Annotated in this window: 20 protein-coding genes and 1 other annotated feature; of the genes, 5 read left to right on the top strand and 15 right to left on the bottom strand. The window is 70.6% G+C overall.

Going from position 1 to position 24395, the window contains the following annotated elements; translation table 11 throughout:
• Position 1: 1 nt before the first annotated feature.
• Together NVS83_RS10150 and NVS83_RS10145 are read left to right on the top strand one after the other, a co-directional pair.
• Positions 2–1177: a M24 family metallopeptidase gene (locus tag NVS83_RS10150; RefSeq protein ID WP_258739197.1), complete on the top strand. Its 1176-nt coding sequence runs from the start codon at positions 2–4 to the stop codon at positions 1175–1177.
• A 19-nt stretch (positions 1178–1196) separates the two neighbouring features.
• The gene (locus tag NVS83_RS10145; RefSeq protein WP_258739196.1) at positions 1197–2120 is read left to right on the top strand and encodes a dihydrodipicolinate synthase family protein; all 924 of its coding nucleotides are present in this window, start codon (positions 1197–1199) and stop codon (positions 2118–2120) included.
• Between the two features lie 80 nt (positions 2121–2200).
• On the opposite strand, the gene NVS83_RS10140 is transcribed toward NVS83_RS10145, so the two are convergent.
• From NVS83_RS10140 to NVS83_RS10090, 11 genes are all read right to left on the bottom strand, one after another.
• A complete protein-coding gene (locus NVS83_RS10140; protein ID WP_258739195.1) occupies positions 2201–3421 on the bottom strand; it encodes a pyridoxal phosphate-dependent aminotransferase in 1221 nt (406 codons plus the stop codon).
• Positions 3422–3537: 116 nt separating this feature from the next.
• Positions 3538–5886, bottom strand: coding sequence for an acetamidase/formamidase family protein (locus NVS83_RS10135; protein ID WP_258739194.1), 2349 nt, complete (start codon positions 5884–5886; stop codon positions 3538–3540).
• A gap of 79 nt (positions 5887–5965) precedes the next feature.
• Positions 5966–7213 carry an acetamidase/formamidase family protein gene (locus NVS83_RS10130; protein WP_258739193.1) on the bottom strand — a complete coding sequence of 416 codons (1248 nt, stop codon included), beginning with the start codon at positions 7211–7213 and terminating at the stop codon, positions 5966–5968.
• A gap of 61 nt (positions 7214–7274) precedes the next feature.
• Positions 7275–8915 (bottom strand): amino acid ABC transporter permease/ATP-binding protein, encoded by a 1641-nt coding sequence (locus NVS83_RS10125; protein ID WP_258739192.1) that lies wholly within the window; start codon positions 8913–8915, stop codon positions 7275–7277.
• Between the two features lie 73 nt (positions 8916–8988).
• Complete coding sequence (locus NVS83_RS10120) at positions 8989–9852, bottom strand: ABC transporter substrate-binding protein (RefSeq protein WP_374115050.1); 864 nt, start codon at positions 9850–9852, stop codon at positions 8989–8991.
• A gap of 257 nt (positions 9853–10109) precedes the next feature.
• On the bottom strand, positions 10110–11507 hold the full coding sequence (gene uxaC, locus NVS83_RS10115) for a glucuronate isomerase (RefSeq protein WP_258739740.1): 1398 nt from the start codon (positions 11505–11507) through the stop codon (positions 10110–10112).
• An 18-nt stretch (positions 11508–11525) separates the two neighbouring features.
• Positions 11526–12815 carry a TRAP transporter large permease gene (locus NVS83_RS10110; protein WP_258739191.1) on the bottom strand — a complete coding sequence of 430 codons (1290 nt, stop codon included), beginning with the start codon at positions 12813–12815 and terminating at the stop codon, positions 11526–11528.
• Positions 12812–13303 carry a TRAP transporter small permease gene (locus tag NVS83_RS10105; RefSeq protein WP_258739190.1) on the bottom strand — a complete coding sequence of 164 codons (492 nt, stop codon included), beginning with the start codon at positions 13301–13303 and terminating at the stop codon, positions 12812–12814. Before NVS83_RS10105 ends, NVS83_RS10110 begins: the two co-directional genes overlap by 4 nt.
• A 64-nt stretch (positions 13304–13367) precedes the next feature.
• Positions 13368–14360 (bottom strand): C4-dicarboxylate TRAP transporter substrate-binding protein, encoded by a 993-nt coding sequence (locus NVS83_RS10100; RefSeq protein ID WP_258739189.1) that lies wholly within the window; start codon positions 14358–14360, stop codon positions 13368–13370.
• A gap of 73 nt (positions 14361–14433) precedes the next feature.
• A complete protein-coding gene (locus tag NVS83_RS10095; RefSeq protein WP_258739188.1) occupies positions 14434–15708 on the bottom strand; it encodes an AGE family epimerase/isomerase in 1275 nt (424 codons plus the stop codon).
• Positions 15705–16418 carry a GntR family transcriptional regulator gene (locus NVS83_RS10090; RefSeq protein WP_258732964.1) on the bottom strand — a complete coding sequence of 238 codons (714 nt, stop codon included), beginning with the start codon at positions 16416–16418 and terminating at the stop codon, positions 15705–15707. Before NVS83_RS10090 ends, NVS83_RS10095 begins: the two co-directional genes overlap by 4 nt.
• A 105-nt stretch (positions 16419–16523) precedes the next feature.
• Here NVS83_RS10090 and uxuA point away from each other — a divergent pair, with 105 nt between their 5' ends.
• Genes uxuA through NVS83_RS10075 form a run of 3 tightly spaced genes read left to right on the top strand, consistent with a single transcriptional unit; the run spans position 16524 to position 20169 of the window.
• Entirely contained in the window at positions 16524–17741 is a 1218-nt protein-coding gene (uxuA, locus tag NVS83_RS10085; RefSeq protein WP_258739187.1) for a mannonate dehydratase, read from the top strand.
• Positions 17738–19222 carry a mannitol dehydrogenase family protein gene (locus tag NVS83_RS10080; RefSeq protein ID WP_258739186.1) on the top strand — a complete coding sequence of 495 codons (1485 nt, stop codon included), beginning with the start codon at positions 17738–17740 and terminating at the stop codon, positions 19220–19222. The genes uxuA and NVS83_RS10080 overlap by 4 nt, the downstream gene beginning before the upstream one ends.
• On the top strand, positions 19219–20169 hold the full coding sequence (locus NVS83_RS10075) for a sugar kinase (protein ID WP_258739185.1): 951 nt from the start codon (positions 19219–19221) through the stop codon (positions 20167–20169). The genes NVS83_RS10080 and NVS83_RS10075 overlap by 4 nt, the downstream gene beginning before the upstream one ends.
• Here the strand turns inward: NVS83_RS10075 and NVS83_RS10070 are convergent.
• The 4 genes from NVS83_RS10070 to NVS83_RS10055 all read right to left on the bottom strand — a co-directional run bounded on the left by NVS83_RS10070 (position 20162) and on the right by NVS83_RS10055 (position 24309).
• On the bottom strand, positions 20162–21400 hold the full coding sequence (locus NVS83_RS10070) for a CaiB/BaiF CoA transferase family protein (protein ID WP_258739184.1): 1239 nt from the start codon (positions 21398–21400) through the stop codon (positions 20162–20164). The two genes, NVS83_RS10075 and NVS83_RS10070, sit on opposite strands and share 8 nt — an antisense overlap.
• A 131-nt stretch (positions 21401–21531) precedes the next feature.
• Entirely contained in the window at positions 21532–23013 is a 1482-nt protein-coding gene (locus tag NVS83_RS10065) for a SulP family inorganic anion transporter (RefSeq protein WP_258739183.1), read from the bottom strand.
• Positions 23014–23077: 64 nt separating this feature from the next.
• Positions 23078–23133, bottom strand: a sequence feature (sul1 is cis-regulatory element that is thought to sense ions involved in sulfur or methionine metabolism; They are found in Alphaproteobacteria).
• A gap of 118 nt (positions 23134–23251) precedes the next feature.
• Entirely contained in the window at positions 23252–23650 is a 399-nt protein-coding gene (locus tag NVS83_RS10060) for an ArsR/SmtB family transcription factor (RefSeq protein WP_309486186.1), read from the bottom strand.
• Between the two features lie 5 nt (positions 23651–23655).
• A complete protein-coding gene (locus NVS83_RS10055; protein WP_258739182.1) occupies positions 23656–24309 on the bottom strand; it encodes a peroxiredoxin in 654 nt (217 codons plus the stop codon).
• Positions 24310–24395: the final 86 nt, after the last annotated feature.

Below are 24395 nucleotides of genomic sequence, written 5' to 3'. Positions count from 1 at the left end.
CATGACCGCCACCGGCAGTGTGGTTCAGGGGCAGGAATCCGCCTTCCCCAAGGCCGAATACGACGCGCGTGTCGCCAAGGCCCGCGAGGGCCTCGCGCAGGCGGGGCTCGACGTGATGATCGTCACCGGGCCGGAGAACCTGTTCTATCTCACCGGCCAGCAGACGCCCGGCTACTACACCTTCCAGGCGCTGGTGCTGCCGGTGGAGGGCGACCCGGTCTTCGTGGTGCGCCAGCTCGAATATTTCAACTTCGTCGCCAACACCTTCATCACCGACGCGGCGATCTACCAGGACACGGACGACCCGGTCGCCTTCCTCGTCGCGCTGATCGATGCGAAGGGGCTGAAGGGCCGGCGCGTCGGCATCGACAAGCGCGGCTGGTTCCTGCCCATCGCCACCTACGAGGCGCTGCAGGCCGCGCTCGGCACGGTCCACGACGCCGCCGGCATCGTCGAGAAGCTGCGCGTGGTGAAGTCGCCGCTGGAGATCGGCAAGCTGGAGCGCTCGGCCGCCTATGTCGACGCCGGGCTGAAGGCCGGCCTCGCCGCGGTGAAGGTCGGCAATACCGAGAACGACATCGTCGCCGCCATGATGGGCGCGGCGATCGCGGCCGGCTCGGAATATATGGGCATGGAGCCGCTGGTCTCGTCCGGTCCGCGCAGCGGCGTGCCGCACGGCACCTGGAAGCGGCGCCGGCTGGAGGCGGGCGACCCCGCCTTCCTGGAAATGGCCGCCAGCCACGACCGCTACCACGCCGCGCTGATGCGCTCGGCCTGGATCGGCACCCCGCCGGCCGAGGCGCTCGACATGATGAAAGTCTGCCAGGAGGTGCTCGCCGCCGCGCTCGACGCCATCCGGCCGGGCGTGGCCTGCGAGGTGCCGCACCTCGCCGGGCAGAAGATCATCGACGCCGCCGGCTACACCGACAATTTCCGCAAGCGGCTCGGCTACAGCGTCGGCATCTCCTTCGCGCCGGACTGGGGCGAGGGCGGCATCCTCAGCCTCAATGCCGGCGTGAAGACGCCGCTCGCGCCGGGCATGACCTTCCACCTGCCGCCGGCGCTGCGCATCTATGGCCGCTTCACCGTGGGGGTGAGCGAGACCATCGTCGTTACCGACACCGGCTGCCGGGTGCTGGGCACGCTCGACCGGGCGCTGGTCCAGGTCGCGGCCTGAGCGCGGGAGGTCTCGAATCATGAAGGACGTGAACGAATGCCGCGCGCGCCTCGCGGGCATCTTCAACATCACCGTCACCCCGTTCGACGCCTCCGGTGCGCTCGACAGGGCGGGCCTTGCCCGCTCGATCGAGCGCGTCATCGGGCTCGGCTATGACGGCATCCTCATCGGCGGCACCTATGGCGAGTTCCCCGCCATGTCGCCGGCCGAGCGCGCGGAGCTGTTCCGCGTCGCGATGGAAGTGGCGGGCGACCGGGTGCCGGTCATGCTGTGCTCGGCCGCCTCGGATGCGCGCACCGCGCGTGAGCTGACCGTGCTTGCCGGCGAGCTGGGCGGCCTGCCCATGGTCACGCCGCCCTTCGTCTCCGAGGTCACGGACGGTCAGATCGCCGCCTTCTTCGAGGAGATGGCGCCGCTCTCGCGCACCGGCATCCTGATCTACAACGCGCCCGGCATCGGCATCACGCTGGCGCCGGATCTGATCGAGCGGCTGGCCGATATTCCCGGCGTGGCCGGCATCAAGCAGGGCGACCTGTCGGTGACCGCGATCGACCGGATCGCCAACCGGCTCGGCGGCCGCATCAAGCTGTTCTGCGCCTCCGACCTCGCCTTCCTCGGCCCGATGATGGCCGGCTTCGATGGCATCTCCTCGACCAATTCCTGCGCGCTGCCGGAGCTGATCCTGGCGACCTATCGCGCGCTCGAGACTGGCGATGCCGCCACCGCGCGCGAGATGCACAAAGCCTGGTACGCGTTCCGCGCCCTCGCCCGCCGGCACGGCCAGCCGCAGATGGTGAAGGCGGCGATGAATTTGCGCGGCTTCGACGGCGGCCATGTGCGCGCCCCGCTGCGCGATCTCGACGCGGAGGCCTTCTCCGAGGTGACCGCGATGATGCAGGCCCTCGCCGCCGATCCGCGCACCAAGGTCACGCTGAAGGGCTGACGCCCGCCTGCGAGCGCGCTCAAAAAAAGGCCCGGCGGGACGACCTGCCGGGCCTTTTATCGTCGAGTGAGGCGGGAGGCTTAGGCCGCCGCCTTCAGCGACAGGGCGCGGCAGGCGGCCTCGATCCGCCGGCAGGCCGCGCGCAGCGTCTCGGTGTCCACCGCATAGGCGATGCGGATATAGCCGGGCGCGCCGAAGGCCGCGCCATGCACCACGCCGACATGGGCGGCCTCGAGCAGGTAGGTGGCAAAGTCGAGATCGCTGGCGATCACCCGCCCGGCGGGGGTCGTCGCGCCGATCATCGCCCGGCAGTCCGCGAACACGTAGAAGGCGCCCTCGGGCACGTCGCTCGCGAGCCCGTCCACGCGGGCGATCATGTCGAGCACGATGTCGCGGCGCGTGCGCAGCGTCTCCAGCCACCCGGCCATGAAGTCGCGCACGCCCTCCAGCGCCGCGATGCCCGCGCGCTGGCTGATGGTGCTCGGGTTGGAGGTGCTCTGCGACTGCAGCACCTGCATTGCGGCGACGAGCCACGCCGGCCCGCCGGCATAGCCGAGGCGCCAGCCGGTCATCGAATAGCCCTTGGACAGGCCGTTGACGGTCAGCGTGCGCTCGCGCAGCGCCGGCTCGACCGCGGCGGGCGTGGCGAACGCACCCTCGAAACGGACGTGCTCGTAGATGTCGTCGGCCAGCACCAGCACCTGCGGGCAGGCGAGCAGCACCTCGGTCAGCGCCCTCATCTCGTCCGGGCTGTAGACCGCGCCGGTGGGATTGTTCGGCGAGTTCAGCACCACCCAGCGGGTGAGCGGGGTGATCGCCTGCTTCAGCGCCTGCGGCGTCAGCTTCCAGCCCTGCGCGGGGGTGCAGGGCACGATCACCGGCACGCCCTCGGCGAGGCGCACCATGTCGGGATAGGACACCCAGTAGGGCGCCGGCACGATCACCTCCTCGCCCGGCGCCAGCGTCGCCAGCAGGGCGTTGAAGATGAGCTGCTTGGCGCCCGCCCCGGCGATCACCTCCTCGTCCGAATAGTCCAGCGCGTTCTCGCGCGCGAACTTGGCGCGGATCGCCGCCTTCAGCGCCGCCGTGCCGGCGACCGCGGTGTATTTGGTGTCGCCCTCCTCGATGGCGGCGATGCCGGCAGCGCAGATCGCCTCCGGGGTCGGGAAGTCGAGCTCGCCCTCGCCCAGATTGACCACCGCATGGCCCTGCGCGGTCAGGGCGCGCACCTTGTTGGAGATTTCGGCGGTGGGCGACGAACCGGCGCCGTTCATTCGCGGCGCAAGCCGGGCGTGGGACATTCGATGGCTCCTCAGTCAGGAGCACGCATTGTATCGATTGATATAAAATGTGCAATTAAACGGAAGGCAAAGCCGGCGCCCCTGCCGCGCCACCGCAGGGCGGGGCCGGCCGCCCGTCAGGGTTCGAACAGGCGCTTGGCGAGGATGGCGTGCACGCCCCAATTGCCGTCCACCACCTGGGTGATGCCGAAATCCACCGCTGCCGACATCAGCGCGATCGCCTCGTCCTCGTCGAGGCCCTTGGTGGTCATGAGGAAGCGCCGCACCTTGCGGAAGGCGTCGCGCATGGCGAGGTCGAGCGAGGACTTGTTGTAGACGTCGCTCTGCCCGTTGGCGCCGAACTCGGCGAGGTAGTTCGGGTGGCTGAACCCGGTCAGCACCCAGTTCTCCGGCGTCTCGATCAGCGGATAGGTGAGATCGGTGAGCACGGTGCCGACCGTGTCGGCCTTCTTGTGGAGCACGACCCGGAAGGTGCCGGTCATCGAGCATTCGATCGCGGTGCCCGAGAGCTCGCCGTCGCCCTGCGTGGCATGGGGGTCGCCCACCGAGAGCAGCGCCCCGGGCACGGAGACCGGGAGATAGACCGTCGCCCCCTTGCCCAGCCGCCAATTGTCGAGGTTCCCGCCGAAATAGGCCGGCGGCACGGAATCGATCAGGTCCGCCTCGCGCGGCGCCACCGCGATCACGCCGAAATGGGGACGCAGCGGGATGCGTATGCCCTTCAGCACCTCGCGCCGCAGCGTGACGCCGGCAAGGTCCACCGGCACGCCGGGATAGTCGTAGAGCGCGTGGCGCACGCCGAACGGATCCGCCTGCGGCTCCCAGCGGAAGGCGTGCACGGCCTGCGCATAGGGCTCGTCCGCGTCGGCGAAGATCTCGTAGATCGTCACCGTCTCGCGCGGGCGCGGCTCGGTGAGGAATTCGGAATAGTGGTAGCCCCACCACGCCGCCACGCTGCTGCCGAACACCTGCCCGGCGAAGCGCGGGTTGCGCGATCCCCGCGGCTCGATGTCGAGGATATTGACCTCCAGCACGTCGCCCGGCTCGGCGCCGCGCACCGCGATCGGCCCGGTGCAGATGTGCACGCCGAAGCCCTCGCCCGCCCCGCGCCCGAACACCGAGGCGTCGAGCGGCCCCGCGCCGCGGCGGTCGACATTCTTGGCCTTGGCGGTCCAGTGGAACACGCTCTCCGCGCCGGCATCGCCGCGGATCATCCGCTCGGGATCATCGGAGGCGTGCTGGGTCAGGGTCTCGATCGTCACCGCGTCGCCCGAGCCGATCTCGATCAGCGGCTTCAGCGAGCGGCTGAAATAGCCCCAGTGCACGGTCGAGGCATCGACCGCGAGGTGATGGTGGAGCGGGGCGTGGGCGGGCGCCGGCCGGGCCTCGCCGCGGCCGGAGGCGACGCCGGCGCGCTCGCCGCCCTCGACCCGGCCCTGCAGCGCGCGAAGGCGCACCAGTGCCTGCTGCGGCCAGCCCCGGTGGCCGCCGGTCGACACGCTGGCGCTCTGGCGGTCGGCCTCGCGCCGGCGCAGCTCGCGCGGCGGCAGGCCGAAGCGCTCGCGGAACAGCCGGCTGAAATGGGCCGAATCCGAGAAGCCGTGACGATAGGCGATCTCCGAGATCGGCACCGCGCTCTCGGCCGGATTGACGAGGTCGTGCCAGGCGCGCTGCAGCCGGCGCTCGCGCACATAGTGGCTGAAGCTGTCGCCGGTGCCCTCGAACAGCTTCTGCACGTAGCGCTCGGAGATGCCCTCGCCCTGCGCGATCTCGGAGACGCTGAGCCCCTCGCTGCCGAGGTTGCGCTCGATGCTGGCGTAGAGCCGCTGCAGCAGCGCGGCCCGGCCCGAGGGCGTGTCCACATTGTCGGCCGCGCGCTCGCTCGCCAGCGCCAGCAGCCATTCGGCCGCGCTCTGCGCCACCGCCTCCCATTCCGGCTCGGAGAGGCGGTCGAGCGCCTGCGCCGCCGCCTCGATGGTGCGGGCCAGCACGTCCGGCAGGCCCTCGGGATCGACGATGAGCGGCTGGATGAGGTGCAGCGGCGCCACCTTTCGGCCGCGGAACACGTCGGCCGGCACCGCCAGCACGAGGGCGCGCAGGCCACGCGGGAACTGGAGCTGCCAGTCGCCGCTGCGCGGGCCGAGCAGGAACTGCCCGGTGCCGAGTATCTTGCGGCCCTCGGCGGTGTGGAGGACGCTCCCGCCCTCCAGCGGCAGCACCAGCAGCGGCAGGCCGGCACCGCCCGGGGCCGGTCGGGAGGGCGCCGGGCGCAGCGCCTGCGCCTCCGCCGACAGCCGGCCGAGCCGGACGCCGAGCGAGGAGGCGCGGCACATGGCGGTCGCGTGCGAGGGAAGGGCGGCCCGCCCCGCGAGCGACTGGAGGCCGAATCCGCCGAGAACCTCCTGCCAGGCGCGCTCACGGGAGTCCTCGGAATAGGATTCGCTCGTGAACGGCTGCGCATTCATGGTTCGAACCCCTGTGCAGGGGTCCGTCCAAGCAAGGATCATGCCCTCGAGGAACCTCCGCTCGCCGGCTTCGGCCGGGTCAGCCGCGCGCGCGGCCGGCGAAGATCGCCTTGCGGATGGTGCCGGTCACGCCCCAATTGGCGTCGACCACCTGTGTCACCGCGAAATCGGCCGCCACCGACATCAGCGAGATCGCCTCGTCCTCGGTGAGCTTGTGCACCGTCATCAGGAAGCGCCGCAGCTTGCGGAAGGCGTCACGCATGGCGTTGTCGAGGCTGGAGCGATTCAGGATCTCGCTCTGGGGGTCGGGACCGAGCTCGGCGAGATAGTTGGTGACACTGAAGCCGTAGACGGACCACACATCGTCGGTCTCGAGCAGCGGATGGGTGAGCCCTTCGAGCACCGTGCCGGGCAGGTCCGCCTTCTTGTGCAGGACGAACTCGAACTCGCCGGTGAGCGAGATCTCGATCGCGGTGCCGGAGAGCTCGCTGTCGCCCTGCGAGGCATGGGCATCGCCGCAGGAGAACAGCCCGCCGGGCACGGCGACCGGGTAGTACATGCGCGCGCCCCTGGCGATGCGCCAGTCGTCCATGTTGCCGCCGGTGTAGTTGGGCGGGATGGTGCTCACGAAATCGGCCTCGGCCGGGGCGAGCCCCATCGTGCCGAAATGGAGCCGCGCGGGCACCTTGATGCCGGCGAGCACGCCCTCCTTCTTCGCGATGGTCGCGTGGTCGACCCGCACGCCGGGGTAGTCGATGGTCGGGTGGACGATGCCGTCCGGGTCGGTCTGCGGCGTCCAGACATAGGAATAGAGCGCCTTCACCGCCGCCTCTTCCATGTCGAGCTCGTAGATGGTCACGCTCTCGCGCGGCTTCGGCTCCTCGATCAGGTCCTTGTACTGGAAGCCCCAGTTCGCCGCCGGGTTGGAGCCGAAGAAGCGCCCCTCATAGGCCGGGTTGGCGCTCGGGCGCGGCCAGGTGTCGATCACCCGCACCTCGATCACGTCGCCCGGCTCCGCGCCCTCGACGGCGATCGGCCCGGTCAGCAGGTGCACGCCGAGCCCCTCGCCCGAACCGTAGGTGAACGGCCCCTCGGTCGCCCCCGCCCCGCGCCGGCGCATGGTCTTCTTCTCGCCGGTCCAGAGGAAGATCTCCTCCGCCGCCTTGTCGCCGGCGATCATGCGCTCGTAGTCGTCATTGGCGTGGTGGGTGATGGTCTCGATCACCGCGCTGTCGCCGGACTTCAGCGTCAGCACCGGCGCCAGGGTCCGGCTGAAATACCCCCAATGGACGGTCTCGGGCGTGGCGGGCAAATGGTGCTTGGTCATGGCAAACCTCGGTCTGGAAGCGGTATGCGCGGCGGCCGGGCCGCCTGTCGGGTTCGCGCCGCTATTCGGCGCTCATCTTGCTGAGGAAGCGCGCGGTGAGAGGGTGGCGGGGCGTGTTGAGCACCTGGTCGGCCGGGCCCTCCTCCACGATCCTGCCGCCGGAGAGGAACACCACGCGGTCCGCCACCTCGCCGGCGAAGCGGAGCTGATGGGTGGAGATGACCATGGCGAGCCCCTCCTCCACGGCGAGCCGCTGGATCACCTCCAGCACCTCGTTGACGAGTTCGGGGTCGAGCGCCGAGGTCGGCTCGTCGAGCAGCAGCACGCTCGGGCCCGGCGCCACCGCGCGGGCGATGGCGACGCGCTGCTGCTGGCCGCCCGAGAGGTGGCGCGGCAGCGCGTCGGCGCGGTGGGCGAGGCCGACGCGCTCCAGCAGCTCCTGCGCGCGGCGGTCGGCATCGAGGCGCGAGAGCCCCTGCACCCAGCGCAGCGGCCCGGCGATGTTCTCGCGCGCGGTCAGGTGGCCGAACAGGTTGAACTGCTGGAACACCATGCCGACGCCGACGCCGGCACGCATCTGCGCCACGTCGCGCGGGGAGAGCGCGCGCCCGGCCTCGTCGGTGCCGAGGAAGCGCCCGCCGACGCGGATCGCGCCCTCGTCCCAGCCCTCAAGGCGGTTGATGCAGCGCAGCAGGGTCGACTTGCCCGAGCCCGAGGGGCCGAGCATCGCCACGATCTCGCCGGCGCGCACGGTGAGGTCGACGCCCGCGAGCACGGTCTGCGGCCCGTAGGACTTGCGCAGCCCCGTCACCTCGACCGCCACCGCATTGCCGGCGAGGCGCCGGGCGCGGGCCTCGCGGTCGATGCCGCGCACATGCAGGTTCACCACCTTGGGCGAGGCCGGCGGCAGCGGGTCGGTCTCGATCTCCTCGAGGATCTCCCCGGCGACGTCGGCCGGCGTCTGCGGCGCCGCGCCGGCGGTGGCGAGCGCGCTCTCGCCGCGGCCCGGCAGCAGGGCGCGCATGAAGCGGGCGAACTGCTCCTTGGGCGGCGGGCGGTCGAGGTCGAGCAGCAGCTCGATGACGATCTGGATCACCGCGACGGCGCCGGTGAGGACCAGATACATCAGCCCCGAGGCGAAGAAGATGGAGAAGAAGTCGAAGGTCGCCGAGGCGAGCTGGGTCGAGCGCAGGGTCAGCTCCTGCACCGCGACCACCGAGGCGAGCGAGGAGTTCTTCAGCGCGCTGATGGTCTCGTTGCCGAGCGCGGGCACCATGGAGCGGATCGCCTGCGGGGCGACGATGCGGCGCATGATGGCGGCCGGCGTCATGCCCAGCGCCTGGCCGGCGCTGACCTGTCCGCGATCGACCCCGATCACGTTGGCGCGCAGGATCTCGGCGATAAAGGGCGCCTCGTTCAGCGCGAGGGCGAGGCTGGCGGCGGAGATGGCGGTCAGCTTGATGCCGATCAGCGGCAGGGCGTTGTAGCAGAACACCATCTGCAGGATCAGCGGCGTGCCGCGGAAGATGATGGAATAGCCGCGCGCGACGATGGCAAGGGCGCGGAAGCGGCTGAGCTGCATCCAGGCCAGCACCAGCCCCATGGCGAAGCCGCCGAGCAGGCCCAGCACGGTGATGAGCAGCGTGTAGCCGACCCCTTCCACGAGGTACGGCATGCTCAGATAGTGTACGAAGAGATCCATCGGCCTGTTTTCACGGCGTTGGGATGGAAACGGCCGCGGGGCGTGCCGCGGCCGTTCCGGCAAGGGCCTTGCGTCAGTCGGCGAGCACCAGCTTGGGTGCCTCGATCTGGTCGGTGGGCAGGTTCCACTTCTTCATCATCTCGGCCTGCATGCCCGACTTCTGGATCTCGACCAGCGCCGCCATCACCGCGTCGCGGAACTCGGTCTTGCCGCGCGGCACGGCGATGCCCACCGAATAGGGCAGCGTCACCGCGGTCGCCTTGGCCAGCTTGTCGGGATAGGCCTTCACCGCGCCGTCGACCGTGTTCACGTCGTTGATGTAGGTGTCGGCGCGCCCGGCGAGGATCGCCTGGATGCAGTTGGCGTTGTTGTCGAACAGGAGGATCTCCGGCGCCGGCTTGCCGGCCTTCTTGCACTCCTCCTCCAGCGCCTGGATCAGCGGTACCTCGACATAGCCGGTGTTCTCCGCCGCCACCGTGCCGCACAGCGACAGGTTGATGCCGTCGATCTTCTTCGGGTTGCCCTTGGCCACCAGAACGCCGTCGAACACCTTCAGATAGGTGATGAAGTCGGCCGCCTTGGCGCGCTCCTTGGTGGCGTAGATGTCGGAGATGACGATGTCGGCCTGGCCGGCCTGCAGCGTCGTCAGCAGGGCGGCGAAGGTCACCGGCTTGTAGGTGAGCGAGAAGCCGAGGCACTCGCCGATCGCCTCGCCGAGGTCGATGTCGAAGCCGATATACTTGCTCGGGTCCTGGGGATCGATGGTCTCGTAGCCCGGCGTGTGCGGGTTGACGGCGTTGGTGAGGGTCTTGCCCTTCAGGTCCGGATATTTCGTCTGCAGCGCGGCGCAGCCGTCGGGCATCGCCGCCTCGGCCTTCCGGGGCAGCGCGCCGGTCGCGACGGCGAGAGCGAGTGCGGCGAACAGCACGCCCCGCAGGCGCCGGGCGACGCCCGTGGAACGCACGCCGGCGGGCGTGTCGAATTTGAGTGCCACTGAACCTTCTCCTCTGATTCCGCGTGCTCATGGGCACGGTCACGGGTACCGAGGAGAGGATTGTCGCGCAGACGCGCCGGCCGGACTTGTCTCAGGGCGCACCGATTATTGGATCGGGCGCCGCCAAGTTTCAGGCAGGAATTGCCCGTTTGTTAGGCGGCGGCACCGGCCGCCCGCCGCTTCCGCACGCCCTCGCACGCTCACAGCCGGTAGGCGGAGCGGGCGAGGTCGGTGGCGAGCAGGCGGGCGATCTCGTGCGCCTCGTCCTCGTCGAGCCGGTGGCTGGTGACGAGCTCGGCGAGGAACGCGCTGTCGACCCGCCGGCTGACGTCGTGGCGCGCGGGGATCGAGCACAGCGCACGGGTGTCGTCGTTGAAGCCCGCCGTGTTGAGGAAGCCGGCGGTCTCGGTCACGCGCCGGCGATAGCGGCTGATGCCCTCGAAGCTGTCGTGGAACCACCAGGGCGGGCCGAGCAGCAGCCCCGGATAGGCCCCGGCAAGCGGCGCCAGCTCGCGCGCGTAGACGCTCTCGTCGAGCGTGAACAGGATCAGCCGCAGCCGCGGGTCCATGCCCACCGCGTCGAGCAGCGGCTTGAGCGCGGCGGTGAAGCTCACCGGCTGGGGAATGTCGAAGCCCCGGTCGCGGCCATAGGCGGTGAATACGCCGGCGCTGTGGTTGCGGAACGAGCCGGAATGGAGCTGCATGACCAGCCCGTCCTCGGCCGACATGCGCGCCATCTCGGTCAGCATCTGGGCGCGGAACAGATCCGCGTCCTCGCCCTCGGCGCGGCCGGCGAGGACGCGCTGGTAGAGCGCGGCGATCTGCGGCTCCGGCAGGTCGGCGGTGCGCGGCGTCGGGTGGCCGTGATCGGTAGCGGTCGCACCCATGGAGCGGAAGAAGGCCCGGCGCCGGCGATGCGCCTCGAGATAGCCCTGCCAGTGGCCGATGTCGCATCCGGCGAGTTCGCCGAGACTCTCCACATTGGCGCGGAAGCCCTCGAAATCCGGGTCGACCACCGAATCCGGCCGATAGGTCGGCACCACCCGGCCGGTCCAGCCCGAGGCTTGCACCGCCGCGTGCCAGGCGAGATCGTCGAGCGCCCCGTCGGTGGTCGCGATCACCTCGATGCCGAAGCGCTCATAGAGCGCGCGCGGACGGTAGGCGGGATCGGCCAGCCGCTCGGCGATGGCGTCGTAGTGCCGGTCCGCATTGTCCGCGTCGAGCCGCTCCTCGAGCCCGAACACCTGCGACAGCGCATGATCGATCCACAGCCGCGAGGGCGTGCCGCGGAAGACATGGTAGTTCTCGGCGAAGCGGCGCCAGATCGCGCGCGGATCGGCCTGCGCGCCGGCGCCGATGCCCAGCGCCTCGAACGGTACGCCGCGGCTCACCAGCATGCGCACGACGTAGTGGTCCGGCGTCACGAACAGCTCGGCCGGGTTCGGGAAGGCCGGGTTCTCGCCCCACCAGCGCGGGTCGGTGTGCCCGTGCGGCGAGATGATCGGCAGGTGCTCGATGCCGGCGAACAGGCGCCGGGCGAGGCTGCGGGTGTCGGGGTCGGCCGGGAACAGCCGGTCGGGATGCAGAAGCATGGCGATTCCTCGGCTCGGCGTTCCCTAGTGCATCACGTAGTCGGGCAGGAACAGGACCACCTGCGGGAACAGGATCATGATCACGACCACCGCCAGCACCGCCACGGCGAGCGGGATCATCTCCGCCGTGTAGTCCTTGTAGGAGCATTTCAGGATGCCGCAGACGGTGAACATCGACACGCCCACCGGCGGCGTCATGCCGCCGAAGGTGACGAGCGTCATCATCACCAGCCCGAAATGCACCGGGTCGATGCCGGCCGCCGTGACGACCGGGACGAGGATCGGGGTGAGCAGCATCACGATCACCGTCGCCTCGACCAGCATGCCGAACACCAGCAGGAAGCCGGCGATGACGAACAGCAGCGACGCCTGGCTGGAGAACAGGCCGAGCGTCACCTCGGCGATGGTCTGCGGCACGCGCTCGAAGGTGATGACGTAGCCGAAGGCACCCGACAGCAGGATGATCAGCATGATCATGCCGATGTCGCGCACGCTGGCGACCAGCGCGTCGACCAGCCGCTCGAAGGTGAGCTCGCGATAGATCACCATGCCGACGAACAGCGCGTAGGCGACCGCGAAGGCGCCCGCTTCCGACGGGGTGAAGACGCCGAAGCGGATGCCCACCAGCAGCCACACCGGGAACAGAATGGCCCAGAAGCCGGCCCGCACGCCCGACGCCACCTCGCGGAAGGTCGGCAGGCGGTCGTTCACCGGGCGGTAGTCGCGCCGGCGCGCGACCCAGGAGGTGGCGATCATCAGTGCGATGGTCAGCAGCACGCCGGGCATGACGCCGGCGATGAACAGCCGCCCGATCGAGACCTCGCCCAGGAAGCCGTACAGGATCAGCCCGAGGCTCGGCGGGATCGTCGCCGTGATCAGGCCGCCGATCGAGAGCAGCGCCCCGGTGAAGCCGGGCGAATAGCCGCGCGAGATCATCGGCTCGCCGAGCACGCGCGACTGCATCGCCGCGTCGGCGACCGCCGAGCCCGAGATGCCGCCCATCAGCGCGCTGAGCACGAGGCTCGCCTGCGCGAGGCCCCCGCGCATCCAGCCCGCCAGCGTGGTGGAAAGGGCCGTCAGGCGCGGGGTGATGCCCGAGCCGTTCATCAGGTGCCCGACCAGGATGAACAGCGGCACCGAGAGCAGCGGGAAGGACTGGCTGGCGGCGACGATGCGCTGCACCGCCACCGTGTCGGGCATGAAGGTGCCCGGCAGCAGGAAGTAGACGAGGCTGGCGATGCCGATGGCGAACGCCACCGGCGTGCCGATGGCCATGTAGCCGAGCGCCAGGACGAGGATCAGGGCCGAGGTCACAGGGGGTACTCCTGATCGGGGACTTCCGGCTCGAGGCTGTAGAGCAGGCCATGCGTCGCCAGCCGGCGCAGCAGCGAGACGATCATCAGCACCGAGCCGACCGGCAGCGCCAGCGTCACCCAGGCATAGCTGAGCCCCGACGTGCCCATCGGGCGCGCCCAGTTCGACATGGCGAGCTGGAAGCCGAGCCACGCCACATAGGCGAGGAAGGCGAGGATGCTGGCCAGGCTGACGACGATCAGCACCCGCCGGTAGCGCGGCGCGAGCGCGTCGGGCAGCGCGGAGATGCGGATATGGTCGCCGCGCTTGATCGTGAGGTCGGCGCCGAACATGCAGGTCCAGATGAGCAGGAGCTGCGCGATCTCGGGACCCGCCGGGATGGGCACGCCGACCGAGCGGCCGACGGCGCCGACCAGCACGGCGGTCACCGTGCCGGCCAGGAACACGAGGGCGAGGATCTCCTCGGCGCGATCGAAAATCTTCGACATCTTCCCCTCCCCAATGGTGCAGATGCACCATTGGCCATGCGGTGGTTCGCGGTTGAGGGACCCGTTACTGGGTCTTGTTGATGTAGGGCTGGAGCGCCTTGCGCGCGTCCTCGAGCCCCATCTTCTCGTAGACGACCGGCACCAGCGCGCTGAACTGGCTGACGTCGACGTCGTTCACCTGGACGCCCGCCTTCTTCATCGTCTCCAGCACTTCCTTGCCCTTGGCGACGGTGTTGCGCGTCGCCTCGTCGCCGGCCGCGGCGAGTTCCTCGACCACGATCTTGCGCAGGTCCTCGGGCAGCGACTGGTACCAGGCTTCCGAGGTCAGAAGGCCGGTGAAGAGCTGGACGTGGTTGGTGAAGGCGAGATTCTTCGTCACTTCGTGCAGCTTGATGCCGTAGGCGCCGGTGAGTTGGGCCTCGGCACCGTCGATGGCGCCGAGCTGCAGCGCCGAATAGACCTCCGACCACGGCATCGGCACGGCGGTGGCGCCCATGGCGTTGACGGTGGCGACCCAGCCCGGCGCGTCGATGGTGCGCACGCGCACGCCCTTCAGGTCGGCCGGGGTGTGCACCGGCTTGTTGGTGAACATCTCGCGCGTGCCCTGGAACCAGTTGTAGTTCAGCAGGCGCAGGCCCGAGGTCTTCGCCATGTCCTCGACCCACTCGTGATAGACCGGCGAGGAGGTGATGGCGGCGTACTGCGTGTAGTCGTCGACGAGGTAGGGCGCGGCGAGGATGCCGAGCTCCTTCTTGAACGGCGCGAGGCGGCCGGCGTCGACCAGCACGGCGATGTTGGCGCCGTTGCGGATCTGCTCGATCACGTCATTGTCCGAACCGAGCTGCGAGCTCGGATAGATGGTGATCGTCACCTCGCCCTTGGTGCGCTCCTCGATCTTCTTCTTGGCGCTCTGCATGGCGAGCACCAGCGGGTCCTGCGCGGTCTGCGAGGTCGAGAGGTTGAGCTTGTAGTCGGCCATCGCCGTGCCGGCGAACAGCGTGGCGAGGCCGGCGGCCAGGCCCAGGGTCTTGAAACGGCTCAGTGTGCCATTGAACATGAGGCTTCCTCCGTTGTGTTTTCGACGGCGCGCATCCCGCGCCTTGGTTCATGTGCCTTCGTTCACGCGCCTTTCACGCGTGCCGGGGCCCGGGCCACAGCCCGAGGCGCTCGCCCTCCGTCACTAACATCGCCACGTGGTAGAGAAGTCGGCTCAGCGCCTCCGGCTGCAACACCCGCCCCTGCGCGTCGAGCTGGTTGCACCACACGGTGCGCCCGGCGAAGTAGCGCTCGAACACCAGCACCGCGATCTCGCGCGCGCGCCGCGCATCCTCCGCCGCATCGCCCGCCTCGCCGCCCAGCTCGAAGCGGGCGACGAAGGCCTTGGCCGCCTCTGTCTGCGGCCACAGCAGGAAGGTCCCGGCCATCAGGGAGCCGTCCGCCGCCACGCCGTCATAGGCGGCGCCGCGCATCGGCCCCTCCGGGCAGAAGCCGAAGGCGAGGGCGAAGTCCATCATGCGCCCGGCGGCGGCGCGCACGGGCGCCGTGCCGCCGAGCCGCTCGTAGCGGTGCAGCAGCCAGGCCCATTCGCACTGGTGGCCGATCTCGCGCCACGGCCCGGCCGTGCCCGGCGCGGGCGAAAGGTCGGGCGCGCGGAATTCCATGATCGTGCCGGTGTCGGCATCGAGGAAATGCTTCAGCGCGACCGCCAGCAGGCCGTCCGCGCGCGCGAGCCAGCGCGCTTCGCCGGTCATCTCGAACGCCTGCAGCGCCGCCTCGAACATGTGCATGTGCGGGTTCTGCGCCCGGAGCGGCGCGTCCGGCGCGGCGGGATCGGCGACGCCGTCATCCTCCAGCAGCAGCCCGCTCGCGCGATCCACCAGCCGGGTCTCGATGAAGGACCAGCAGTCCTCGAGCGCGGCGACGATCTCGGTTGCCGCCGCGGCGGACGGCGCCAGCCGGCCATAGGTCGCCAGCGCCAGCACTACGAAGGAGTGGTCGTAACTGCGCGAGACGCGGTCGCTCGCCACACCGGTCGGCCGGCCGTCGCGGGCGACCGCCCGCACATAGCCGCCGGTGGCGGGGTCGAGGATGTGATCGCGCAGGAAGCGATACGCTGCATGCGCGCCCGCGACCAGCGCCGGTTCGTCGCCGCCCAGCGCCAGATGCGAGAGGGTGAACAGGGTGCGCGCCTGCGCGAGGCAGGTCTTGGCCTCCCCGGCCGGCACGTTGCCGTCAGTCAGCAGGCGGTCGAAGAAGCCGCCGAAGTCGGGATCGGCCGCGCGCCACGCCCACCAGGGCATCAGCTCGCGCCGGAACCACGCGGCCCAGGCCCCGGCATCGCGCCGGATCGGCGCCGGCGGCTGGCCGGGCTGGTACAGCGGCGAGAGCACGGGACGCGCCGTCATCGCGCATCTCCCTCGGCCGGTGCGTCGAAGAATTCCGGCTCGGTGCGCGCGATCAGCGGCAGGTCGGTCATGATCTCCTGGAGATGGCCGCGCATGGCGGCCTCGGCCGCGCCCTGGTCGCCGGCGGCGATCGCCTCGACGATGGCGGCATGCTGGTCGATCAGCCGCTCGCGCGGGAGCTGGCGCGCGGTGAGGTAGCGCACCCGGTCCATCTGGGTCTTCAGGCCTTGCAGGATGTCCCAGACCGCGACCTGCCCCGCCGCCTCGGCGAGGGTGCGGTGGAACGCCTCGTCGAGCCGCAGGAACACGGCGGGGTCGCTCTCCTGCACGATCGCCTTCTGCTGCTCGATCAGGCGCCGCAGCGCGGCCAGCGCCGCCTCGGTGGAGGCACCCGCGACCTGGCGGGCGATGTCGGCCTCGACCGCCTCGCGGATGAAGCGCGCCGTCATCACCGCCGCCACCGAGATCCGGCGCACATAGGTGCCGCGCTGCGGGCGCACCTCGACCAGCGATTCCTCGGCCAGCTTGATGAAGGCCTCGCGCACCGGCTGGCGGCTGACATTGTAGCCGACCGCGATCTCGGCCTCGGAGATGCGCGCGCCGGGGGGAAGGTCGCCGCGGATGATCCGCTCGCGCAGCAGGCGATAGAGCTGGGGGCCGACGGCCACGCCCATTTCCAGTCGCGTCGAATGCAGCTGCTGCGGCTTCATGCGTTCCTCCCGCGGACGATATAGCTACATACTTCCATACTAGTCAACAATATCGGAAGGTGATATTCCCCGGCGGGTAGTTCGCAGGCAGAGGGACGCGCGGAAATGCGGCAGACGTGGCGCTGGTTCGGTCCGAAGGATCTCGTATCGGTCGACGACATGATGCAGGCGGGGGTCGAGGGCGTGGTTTCCGCCCTCCACCACGTGCCGACCGGCGCGGTGTGGACGCCGGAGGAGGTCGCGCTCCGGCAGGCGCAGATCGGGCGCATGACCGACGGCGCGGCCTCGGGCCTGCGCTGGGAGGTGGTGGAGAGCCTGCCGGTCTCCGAGGACATCAAGAAGCAGAAGGGCGAGTGGCGCACCCACCTCGCCAACTACAAGGCCTCGATGCGCGTGCTGCGCGATGCCGGCATCGAGGTGATCTGCTACAATTTCATGCCGGTGCTCGACTGGACCCGGACCGATCTAGCCTGGCGGCGGCCGAACGGTGCGACCTGCATGCGCTTCGACCTCGTCGACTTCGCCGCCTTCGACATCCACATCCTCGCCCGTCCCGGCGCGGCGGAGAGCTTCCCCCCCGAGGTGGTGGAGGCCGCCGCCGTCCGCTTCGCGCAGATGGACGAGGCGACCCGCGCCGGGCTGGCGCGCAACGTCGTGTTCGGCCTGCCGGGCGCGGCGGAGAGCTTCACCCTCGACGACGTGCGCCTGCACCTCGCCGAATATGCCGCGGTTTCGGACGAGCGCCTGCGCACTCATCTCGTCGACTTCCTGTCCGAGGTCGCCCCGCTCGCGCAGGAGCTGGGCCTGCGCCTGTGCTGCCATCCCGACGACCCGCCGTTCCCGCTGCTCGGGCTGCCGCGCGTCATGTCGACCGAGGCCGACTACGGCACCGTCATGGAGGCGGTCGACCTTCCCGCCAACGGCATCACCCTGTGCGCCGGCTCGCTCGGCACGCGGCCGGACAACGATCTGCCCGGCATGATGGAGCGGCTCGGGCCGCGCGTGCATTTCCTGCACCTGCGCAACGTGCACCGCGACACCGACGCTGTCGTCGGCAGCTTCTACGAGGCCGAGCATCTGGGCGGGCACACCGACATGGTCGCCCTCGTCGGCGCCGCGCTGCGCGAGGAGGCCCGCCGGCGCGCCGAGGGACGCGCCGACTGGTCGATCCCGATGCGCCCCGACCACGGGCAGGACATCCTCGACGACCTCAAGCGCAAGGGCCAGCCGGGCTATCCGGCGATCGGCCGGCTGAAGGGGCTGGCGGAGCTGCGCGGCATCATGACCGCCCTGTCCCACCCCGCGCTGGGAGCGGGCGCATGAGCGCGCCCCGCCTCGCCCGGCTGGACATGGTGCGCGAGCCCGCGCTCCGCCCGGCCTACGACCCCGCCGCCCATGGCGTCGGCATCGTCCATATCGGCGCCGGCGCCTTCCACCGCGCCCATCAGGCCGCCTATACCGACGCGGCGCTGGCCGAGGCCGGCGGGGACTGGCGCATCACCGGCGTCAGCCTGCGCAGCCGCGAGGTCGCGGAAGCGCTGAACCCGCAGAACGGGCTCTACACGCTGCTCGAACGCGGCGCGGAGGGAACGCAGGCCCGCGTCATCGGCGCCCTCGCCGGCATCCTCGCCGCCGACCCGGCCGCGACGCTCGAGGCGATGTGCGATCCGGCGGTGAGGATCGTCACCATCACCGTCACCGAGAAGGGCTACGGGATCGACCGCGCCACCCGCGGGCCGGACCGGACCCACCCGGCGGTGGCGGCGGACCTCGCCGCGCCGGACGCACCGGCCGGCGTGCTCGGGCTCCTCGTCGCCGCCCTCGCCCGGCGGCGCGCGGCCGGCATCGCCCCCTTCACCGTGCTGAGCTGCGACAACCTGCCGGAGAACGGCGTCCTGCTGCGCGACGGCGTGGTCGGCTTCGCCCGGCTGGTCGCGCCCGAGCTCGCCGACTGGATCGCCGCCGAGATCGCCTTTCCCTCCTCCATGGTCGACCGCATCACCCCGGCGCCCACCGCGCAGACTCTGGCCGACGCCGAGCGCCTGACCGGCTGCACCGACCTCGCCGCGATCGAAACCGAGCCGTTCCACCAATGGGTGATCGAAGACCGCTTTCCCGCCGGACGCCCGGCCTGGGAGGCGGGCGGCGCGCTCTTCGTCGCCGACGTGACGCCCTATGAGCGCATGAAGCTCACCATGCTCAACGGCAGCCACTCCATGCTCGCCTATGCCGGCTTCCTCGCCGGGCACCGCTATGTGCGCGACGTGATGGCCGATGCCGCGCTCGCCGGGCTGGTGCAGCGCCATCTGGCGGCCGCCGCCGCGGTGCTGCCGGCGCTGGAGGGAATCGACCTTCGCGCCTATGCCGAGGCGCTGGCCACGCGCTTCGCCAACCCGGCGATCGCGCACGAGACCTACCAGATCGCCATGGACGGGACCGAGAAGCTGCCGCAGCGCCTGCTGAACCCGGCCGTCTGCGCCGAAGAGGCCGGCCTGCCGCTGCGCCCCTTCGCCTTCGCCGTCGCCGCCTGGATGCGCTACTGCCTCGGCGAGAGCGACGCTGGCGAAACCTACGCGCTGCGCGACCCGCGCGAGGCCGAGATCAAGGCCGCGCTGACCGGCCACGGGCGCGATCCCGGCGCCATCTCGCTCGCCCTTCACGGCTTGCCGGGCCTGTTCCCGGAGGCGCTGAAGACCTCCGCGTCCTGGCGCGCCGAGGTGGAGGACGCGCTTTCCGCCATGCTGGCGGAGGGCATGAAGGGCGCGATCGGCCGCGAGTTCGCCCGGCTGGAGCCCGCCGGATGAGCAACCGGCTGTTCCTCTCCATCGGCGAGGCGATGGTGGAGCTGTCGCAGGAAGGCGGCGATTTGTGGCGTATGGGCTTTGCCGGCGACACGCTGAACACCGCCTGGTACGCCCGCGCCTTTCTCGGCGAGGCGTGGCGGGTCGCCTATTTCTCCCGGCTCGGCACCGATCCGTTCTCCGAACGCATGGCCGGCTTCCTCGAAGCCAACGGCATCGGCACCGGCTTCATTGCCCGCGACCCGAAGCGCAATGTCGGGCTCTACTCGATCGAGCTGCACGAGGGCGAGCGCAGCTTCGCCTATTGGCGCGGCCAGTCGGCGGCGCGCCACCTCGCCGATGACGAGACGGCACTGAAGGCCGTCATCGACGCGGCCGATCTGGTCTATTTCTCCGGCATCACCCTCGCCATCCTCGCCCCCGACCGCCGCGCCTTCCTGCTGGACGAGGTGGCCCGCGCCCGTCGGGCCGGCACGACCACCGTGTTCGATCCCAACCTGCGGCCCGCCCTGTGGGAGGACGCCGCGACCATGAGGGACTGGGTGAGGAAGGCCGCCGCCACCGCCGCCATCGCCCTGCCGAGCTTCGACGACGAGGCCGCCGCCTTCGGCGATGCCAACCTCGCCGCCTGCGCCAGCCGCTGGCACGAGGCCGGCGCCGGCGAGGTGGTGGTGAAGAACGGCGGCGGGCCGATCGCGCTGCTCGATGGCGAAGCCCGGAGCGAAGTGATCGACTGCGCGCGTGTCGCGCCGGTCGACAGCACCGGGGCGGGCGATTCCTTCAATGGCGGCTATCTCGCCGCCCGGCTGCAGGGGCTCGCCCCGGCCGAGGCGGCGCGGCGCGCCCACGCCCTTGCCGCGCGCGTCATCGGCCGGCGCGGCGCGCTCATGCCGATGGCGGAGCTCGTCGCGCTGCGGGGCTCAGCGCCGGCCGCTCCACTCCTCAGATGATCCCCTCGCGCCGCAGCCGGTCGCGCTCGGCTTGAGGTACGCCGAGGATGCGGGCGAGCACCTCGTCCGTATGCTGGCCCAGCGTCGGCGGGGCGAGCGGCGCGCCGGACGGGGAATCGCTCAGCCGCAGCGGGCTGCGCACGCCGGGCGCGATGCCGCCCAGCACGTGCGGGAGTTCGAGCGCCAGCCCGCGCGCCAGCGCCTGCGGCTCGGCGAAGGCCTGCGCGATGGTGTTGATCGGCCCGGCGGGGATGCCGGCAGCGTCCAGCATGGCGAGCCATTCCGCCGTGGTCTGCCGCTTCAACGCGGCCGCGACCGCCGGCAGAAGCTCGGCGCGGTGCGCCACGCGACCGGCATTGGTGAGGAAGCGCGGATCGGTGGCGAGGTCGCCGAGATCCGCCAGCCGGCAGAAGCGGGCGAACTGGGCATCGTTGCCGACCGCGAGGATGAGGTGCCCGTCCCCGGTCTCGAACGCCTGGTAGGGCACGATGTTGGGATGAGCGTTGCCGAGCCGGCGCGGCGCGGTGCCGCCGACCAGATAGTTGAGCGCCTGGTTGGCGAGGCTCGCCATCGCCACGTCGAACAGCGCGACATCGATGCGCTGGCCGCGCCCGGTGCTGTGGCGCTGCTGAAGCGCGGCGAGGATGGCGATGGCGGCGTTGAGCCCGGTCAGCACGTCGACCAGCGCCACGCCGATTTTCTGCGGCTCGTCATCCGGGCTGCCGGTCACCGACATCAGCCCCGACATGCCCTGGATCATGAAGTCGTAGCCGGCGCGTCCCGCCTCCGGCCCGTCCTGCCCGAAACCGGTGATCGAGCAGTAGACGAGGCGCGGGTTGAGGGCAGCGAGGCTATCATGGTCAAGGCCGTAGCGCGCCAGGCCGCCGACCTTGAAATTCTCGATCACCACGTCGCTCGCCTGCGCCAGCCTGCGGATCAGCGCCTGCCCGTCGGGATGCGCCATGTCGACGCTCACCGAGCGCTTGTTGCGGTTGGCGGCGAGGAAATAGGCGCTCTCGCCGGTCTCGCGCCCCTCGCCGTCCTTCAGCCAGGGCGGGCCCCAGCCGCGCGTGTCGTCGCCCGCGCCGGGCCGCTCGATCTTGATCACCTCGGCGCCGAGGTCGCCGAGCACCTGCGTCGCCCAGGGGCCGGCCAGCACGCGGGAGAGGTCCAGCACCCTTATGCCGGTCAGCGCCTGCCCGGCGCGCGGTGTCTCGTCAGTGTCGCTCATGGGACGTCCGTTCATAGCGCCGCCCGCGCCCCGGGAGGCGGGACGGGGATGCGGCGGGCGTTGCTTAGCGCAATCCGCGCCGCCGCGAACGTCGTCTCTCGTCGGATGCGCGCGAAGCGCCGCCCGCCGAGCTAGTGCGGCGAGACGTCCGCCAGCACGTCCTTGTCGTGCCGGCCGAAGCGGTCGACCATGGTGGCGCTCGCCTCGTTGAGGCCGAGCACGGTGACCTCCGCGCCGGCCTTGCGCAGCTTGAGCACCGCCTTGTCGAGCGCGCCGATCGAGGTGATGTCCCAGAAATGCGCGTGCGTGACATCGATCACCACCTCACGCGGGCGCCGGTCGAAATCGAAGCCGCGCAGGAACACCTCGGCCGAGGCGAAGAAGATCTGCCCCGTGACGGTGTAGACCACCCGCTCCGCCGCCTCGTCGGCGCTCACCGAGACGTGCACCAGTCGCGCCACCTTGCCGGCGAAGAACACGCCCGAGAGCATCACCCCCACCAGCACGCCGATGGCGAGGTCGCGCGTCGCCACGACGGTGACGACGGTCGCCAGCATCACCACCGAGGAGGAGCGCGGATTGGTGCGCAGGTCGAGGATCGAGCGCCAGGAGAATGTGCCGATCGAGACCATGACCATGACCGCCACCAGCGCGGCCATCGGGATGATGCGCACCAGGTCGTCGAGCACGAGGATCAGCACCAGCAGGAAGGCGCCGGCGACGAAGGTCGACAGCCGCCCGCGCCCGCCCGAGGTGACGTTGATCACCGACTGGCCGATCATCGCGCAGCCGCCCATGCCGCCGATCAGCGCCGAGGCCAGGTTGCCCGCGCCCTGGCCGATGCATTCCTGGCTCTTGTTGCTCATCGTGTCGGTCATGTCATCGACGATCTGCGCGGTGAGCAGCGATTCGAGCAGGCCCACGGCCGCCAGCGTCAGCGAATAGGGAAGGATGATCTTCAGCGTCTCGAGGTTCAGCGGCACATCGGGCAGCGCCAGCGCCGGCAGGCTGGAGGGCAGCTCGCCGAGGTCGCCGACCGTGCGAAGTTCTATCCCGCTCCACCAGGCGAACAGCGTCAGCACCGCGATCGCGACCAGCGGCGAGGGCACGGCGCGGGTGAGGCGCGGGAACAGGTAGATGATGGCGAGCCCGGCCGCGACCATGGCGTAGGTCACCGGCGGCACATGGATCAGCTCGGGCAGCTGCGCCATGAAGATCAGGATGGCGAGGGCGTTGACGAAGCCGGTGATGACCGAGCGGGAGACGAACCGCATCAGCCGGCCGACGCGGAGCAGGCCGGCGACGATCTGGATCGCGCCCATCAGGATGGTGGCGGCGAACAGGTACTGAAGCCCGTGATCGCGCACCAGCGAGGTCATCACCACCGCGGTCGCGGCGGTGGCGGCCGAGATCATGCCCGGCCGCCCGCCGACGAAGGCGGAGACGCAGGCGATGGCGAAGGAGGCGAACAGCCCCACTTTCGGGTCGACCCCGGCGATGACGGAAAAGCCGATCGCCTCGGGGATCAGGGCAAGGGCCACGACGATGCCGGCAAGGACATCGGCGCGGATATTGAAGAACCAGTCGCGGAAATAGCGTGAGCTCGTCGTCATGGAATTGTTTCTGCGCAAAGAGCGGCCGTCCGCCGGCAGGCGGTGCGGGCAGGCGCTGCATCTGCGTTGTCCGGCGGATCGGCGGCCGGAAGAGCCACCCGGAATTTCACCGGGTCCGGATGATTGGGTCCGGGCTACATCAGCTTTTGCTGCAATGCAATACGCGCAGCCCATCTGCGCCGCCTCGCGCGCCCCCGAAGCGGGCCTGCGTGACGCAGAACCCACAAATGGGCGGTCTCTAGCGCGAGTCCTCGCGGATGACGCGGGCGAACATGGCGGCGCCCTTCTGCGGCGGGCGCCCGGCCGCGCGCGTGTCGGCGGCGGGACCCTCCGGCTCGGGCCCGGCCTCGGCGCCGCCGAACTGGGTCTCGATGCTGCGCACGCAATGGGCGACCGAGACGTCGGCGAGGCGATAGAATACCTGCTTGGAGACGCGCCGCGTCGCCACCAGCCCGGCGCGGCGCAGTTCGGCGAGCTGCTGGCTCAGCGCCGGCTGGCCGATGCCGGTGGCGGCGTCGATCCCGCCAACCGTCAGTTCGCCCGCCTGCAGGTGCGAGAGGATCATCAGCCGCTGCGGCTGGCCATAGGCGCGCAGCCGCTCCACCGCCTGCTCCGCCTGCTCGCGTGTCAGCGCCATGGCGCTCAGCTCTCCTCGATCCGCCGGCAGAACCAGTCGTCCCCACCGTCGAACAGCGCCTGCTCGCCCGGCAGCGGCAGCAGCACCGCATCGCCCGGCTCCCAGCCCTCGGGCGTGACGGCGTCGCCGCGCTCCACCCGCTTCAGCGCGGCGGCGAGGCGCAGCATCTCGTCGGCGGAGCGCCCCACCGTCATCGGGTACCAGCTTATCGCCCGGACGATGCCGTCCGGGTCGATGAAGTAGCTCGCCCGCACGGTGGAGGAATCGCGCGCCTCCTCGTCCAGCATGCCGTAGGCGCGCGCGATCTCGAGCGAGGGGTCCTCGATCACCGGGAACGGCACCTCGACGCCGAAGGTGGCGTGGATCGCCCGCAGCCAGGCGAGGTGGGAATAGAGGCTGTCCACCGACAAGCCGAGCAGCGCGCAGCCGAGCTGCTCGAACCGGGGCGCGAGCCGGGCCAGCGCGATGAACTCGCTGGTGCAGACCGGCGTGAAGTCCGCCGGGTGCGAGAAGAACACCAGCCAGCGCCCCCGATAGGCGGAGAGCTCCACCGACCCGTGGGTCGAGCGGGCGCTGAACAGCGGCGCGCGATCGCCGATCCGCAGCGGGCGTGGCGGGGCGGCGAGGGTGCCGGTCGCGGAAGTGTGTTCGCCAGTCATTCCCCCTGATTGCCTTCGCCGTTGCGTTGACGCAATGCGTATCTATAGTTACATATTATCTGAAATTATGAAATCAAAGAGCAGGC

The organism is Ancylobacter mangrovi, assembly GCF_024752335.1.
GTDB classification, from domain to species: Bacteria; Pseudomonadota; Alphaproteobacteria; order Rhizobiales; family Xanthobacteraceae; genus Ancylobacter; species Ancylobacter mangrovi.
The sequence above is the reverse complement of the archived record's forward strand: the minus strand, read 5'-3'. Positions and strand labels throughout refer to the sequence as shown.

Bases quoted from the DNA above. Each gene is read 5' to 3' on its own strand.
- NVS83_RS10150 (WP_258739197.1), top strand. From the start codon at position 2: ATGACCGCCACCGGCAGTGTGGTTCAGGGGCAGGAATCCGCCTTCCCC.
- NVS83_RS10145 (WP_258739196.1), top strand. From the start codon at position 1,197: ATGAAGGACGTGAACGAATGCCGCGCGCGCCTCGCGGGCATCTTCAAC.
- NVS83_RS10140 (WP_258739195.1), bottom strand. From the start codon at position 3,421: ATGTCCCACGCCCGGCTTGCGCCGCGAATGAACGGCGCCGGTTCGTCG.
- NVS83_RS10135 (WP_258739194.1), bottom strand. From the start codon at position 5,886: ATGAATGCGCAGCCGTTCACGAGCGAATCCTATTCCGAGGACTCCCGT.
- NVS83_RS10130 (WP_258739193.1), bottom strand. From the start codon at position 7,213: ATGACCAAGCACCATTTGCCCGCCACGCCCGAGACCGTCCATTGGGGG.
- NVS83_RS10125 (WP_258739192.1), bottom strand. From the start codon at position 8,915: ATGGATCTCTTCGTACACTATCTGAGCATGCCGTACCTCGTGGAAGGG.
- NVS83_RS10105 (WP_258739190.1), bottom strand. From the start codon at position 13,303: ATGTCGAAGATTTTCGATCGCGCCGAGGAGATCCTCGCCCTCGTGTTC.
- NVS83_RS10100 (WP_258739189.1), bottom strand. From the start codon at position 14,360: ATGTTCAATGGCACACTGAGCCGTTTCAAGACCCTGGGCCTGGCCGCC.
- NVS83_RS10095 (WP_258739188.1), bottom strand. From the start codon at position 15,708: ATGACGGCGCGTCCCGTGCTCTCGCCGCTGTACCAGCCCGGCCAGCCG.
- NVS83_RS10090 (WP_258732964.1), bottom strand. From the start codon at position 16,418: ATGAAGCCGCAGCAGCTGCATTCGACGCGACTGGAAATGGGCGTGGCC.
- uxuA (WP_258739187.1), top strand. From the start codon at position 16,524: ATGCGGCAGACGTGGCGCTGGTTCGGTCCGAAGGATCTCGTATCGGTC.
- NVS83_RS10080 (WP_258739186.1), top strand. From the start codon at position 17,738: ATGAGCGCGCCCCGCCTCGCCCGGCTGGACATGGTGCGCGAGCCCGCG.
- NVS83_RS10075 (WP_258739185.1), top strand. From the start codon at position 19,219: ATGAGCAACCGGCTGTTCCTCTCCATCGGCGAGGCGATGGTGGAGCTG.
- NVS83_RS10070 (WP_258739184.1), bottom strand. From the start codon at position 21,400: ATGAGCGACACTGACGAGACACCGCGCGCCGGGCAGGCGCTGACCGGC.
- NVS83_RS10065 (WP_258739183.1), bottom strand. From the start codon at position 23,013: ATGACGACGAGCTCACGCTATTTCCGCGACTGGTTCTTCAATATCCGC.
- NVS83_RS10060 (WP_309486186.1), bottom strand. From the start codon at position 23,650: ATGGCGCTGACACGCGAGCAGGCGGAGCAGGCGGTGGAGCGGCTGCGC.
- NVS83_RS10055 (WP_258739182.1), bottom strand. From the start codon at position 24,309: ATGACTGGCGAACACACTTCCGCGACCGGCACCCTCGCCGCCCCGCCA.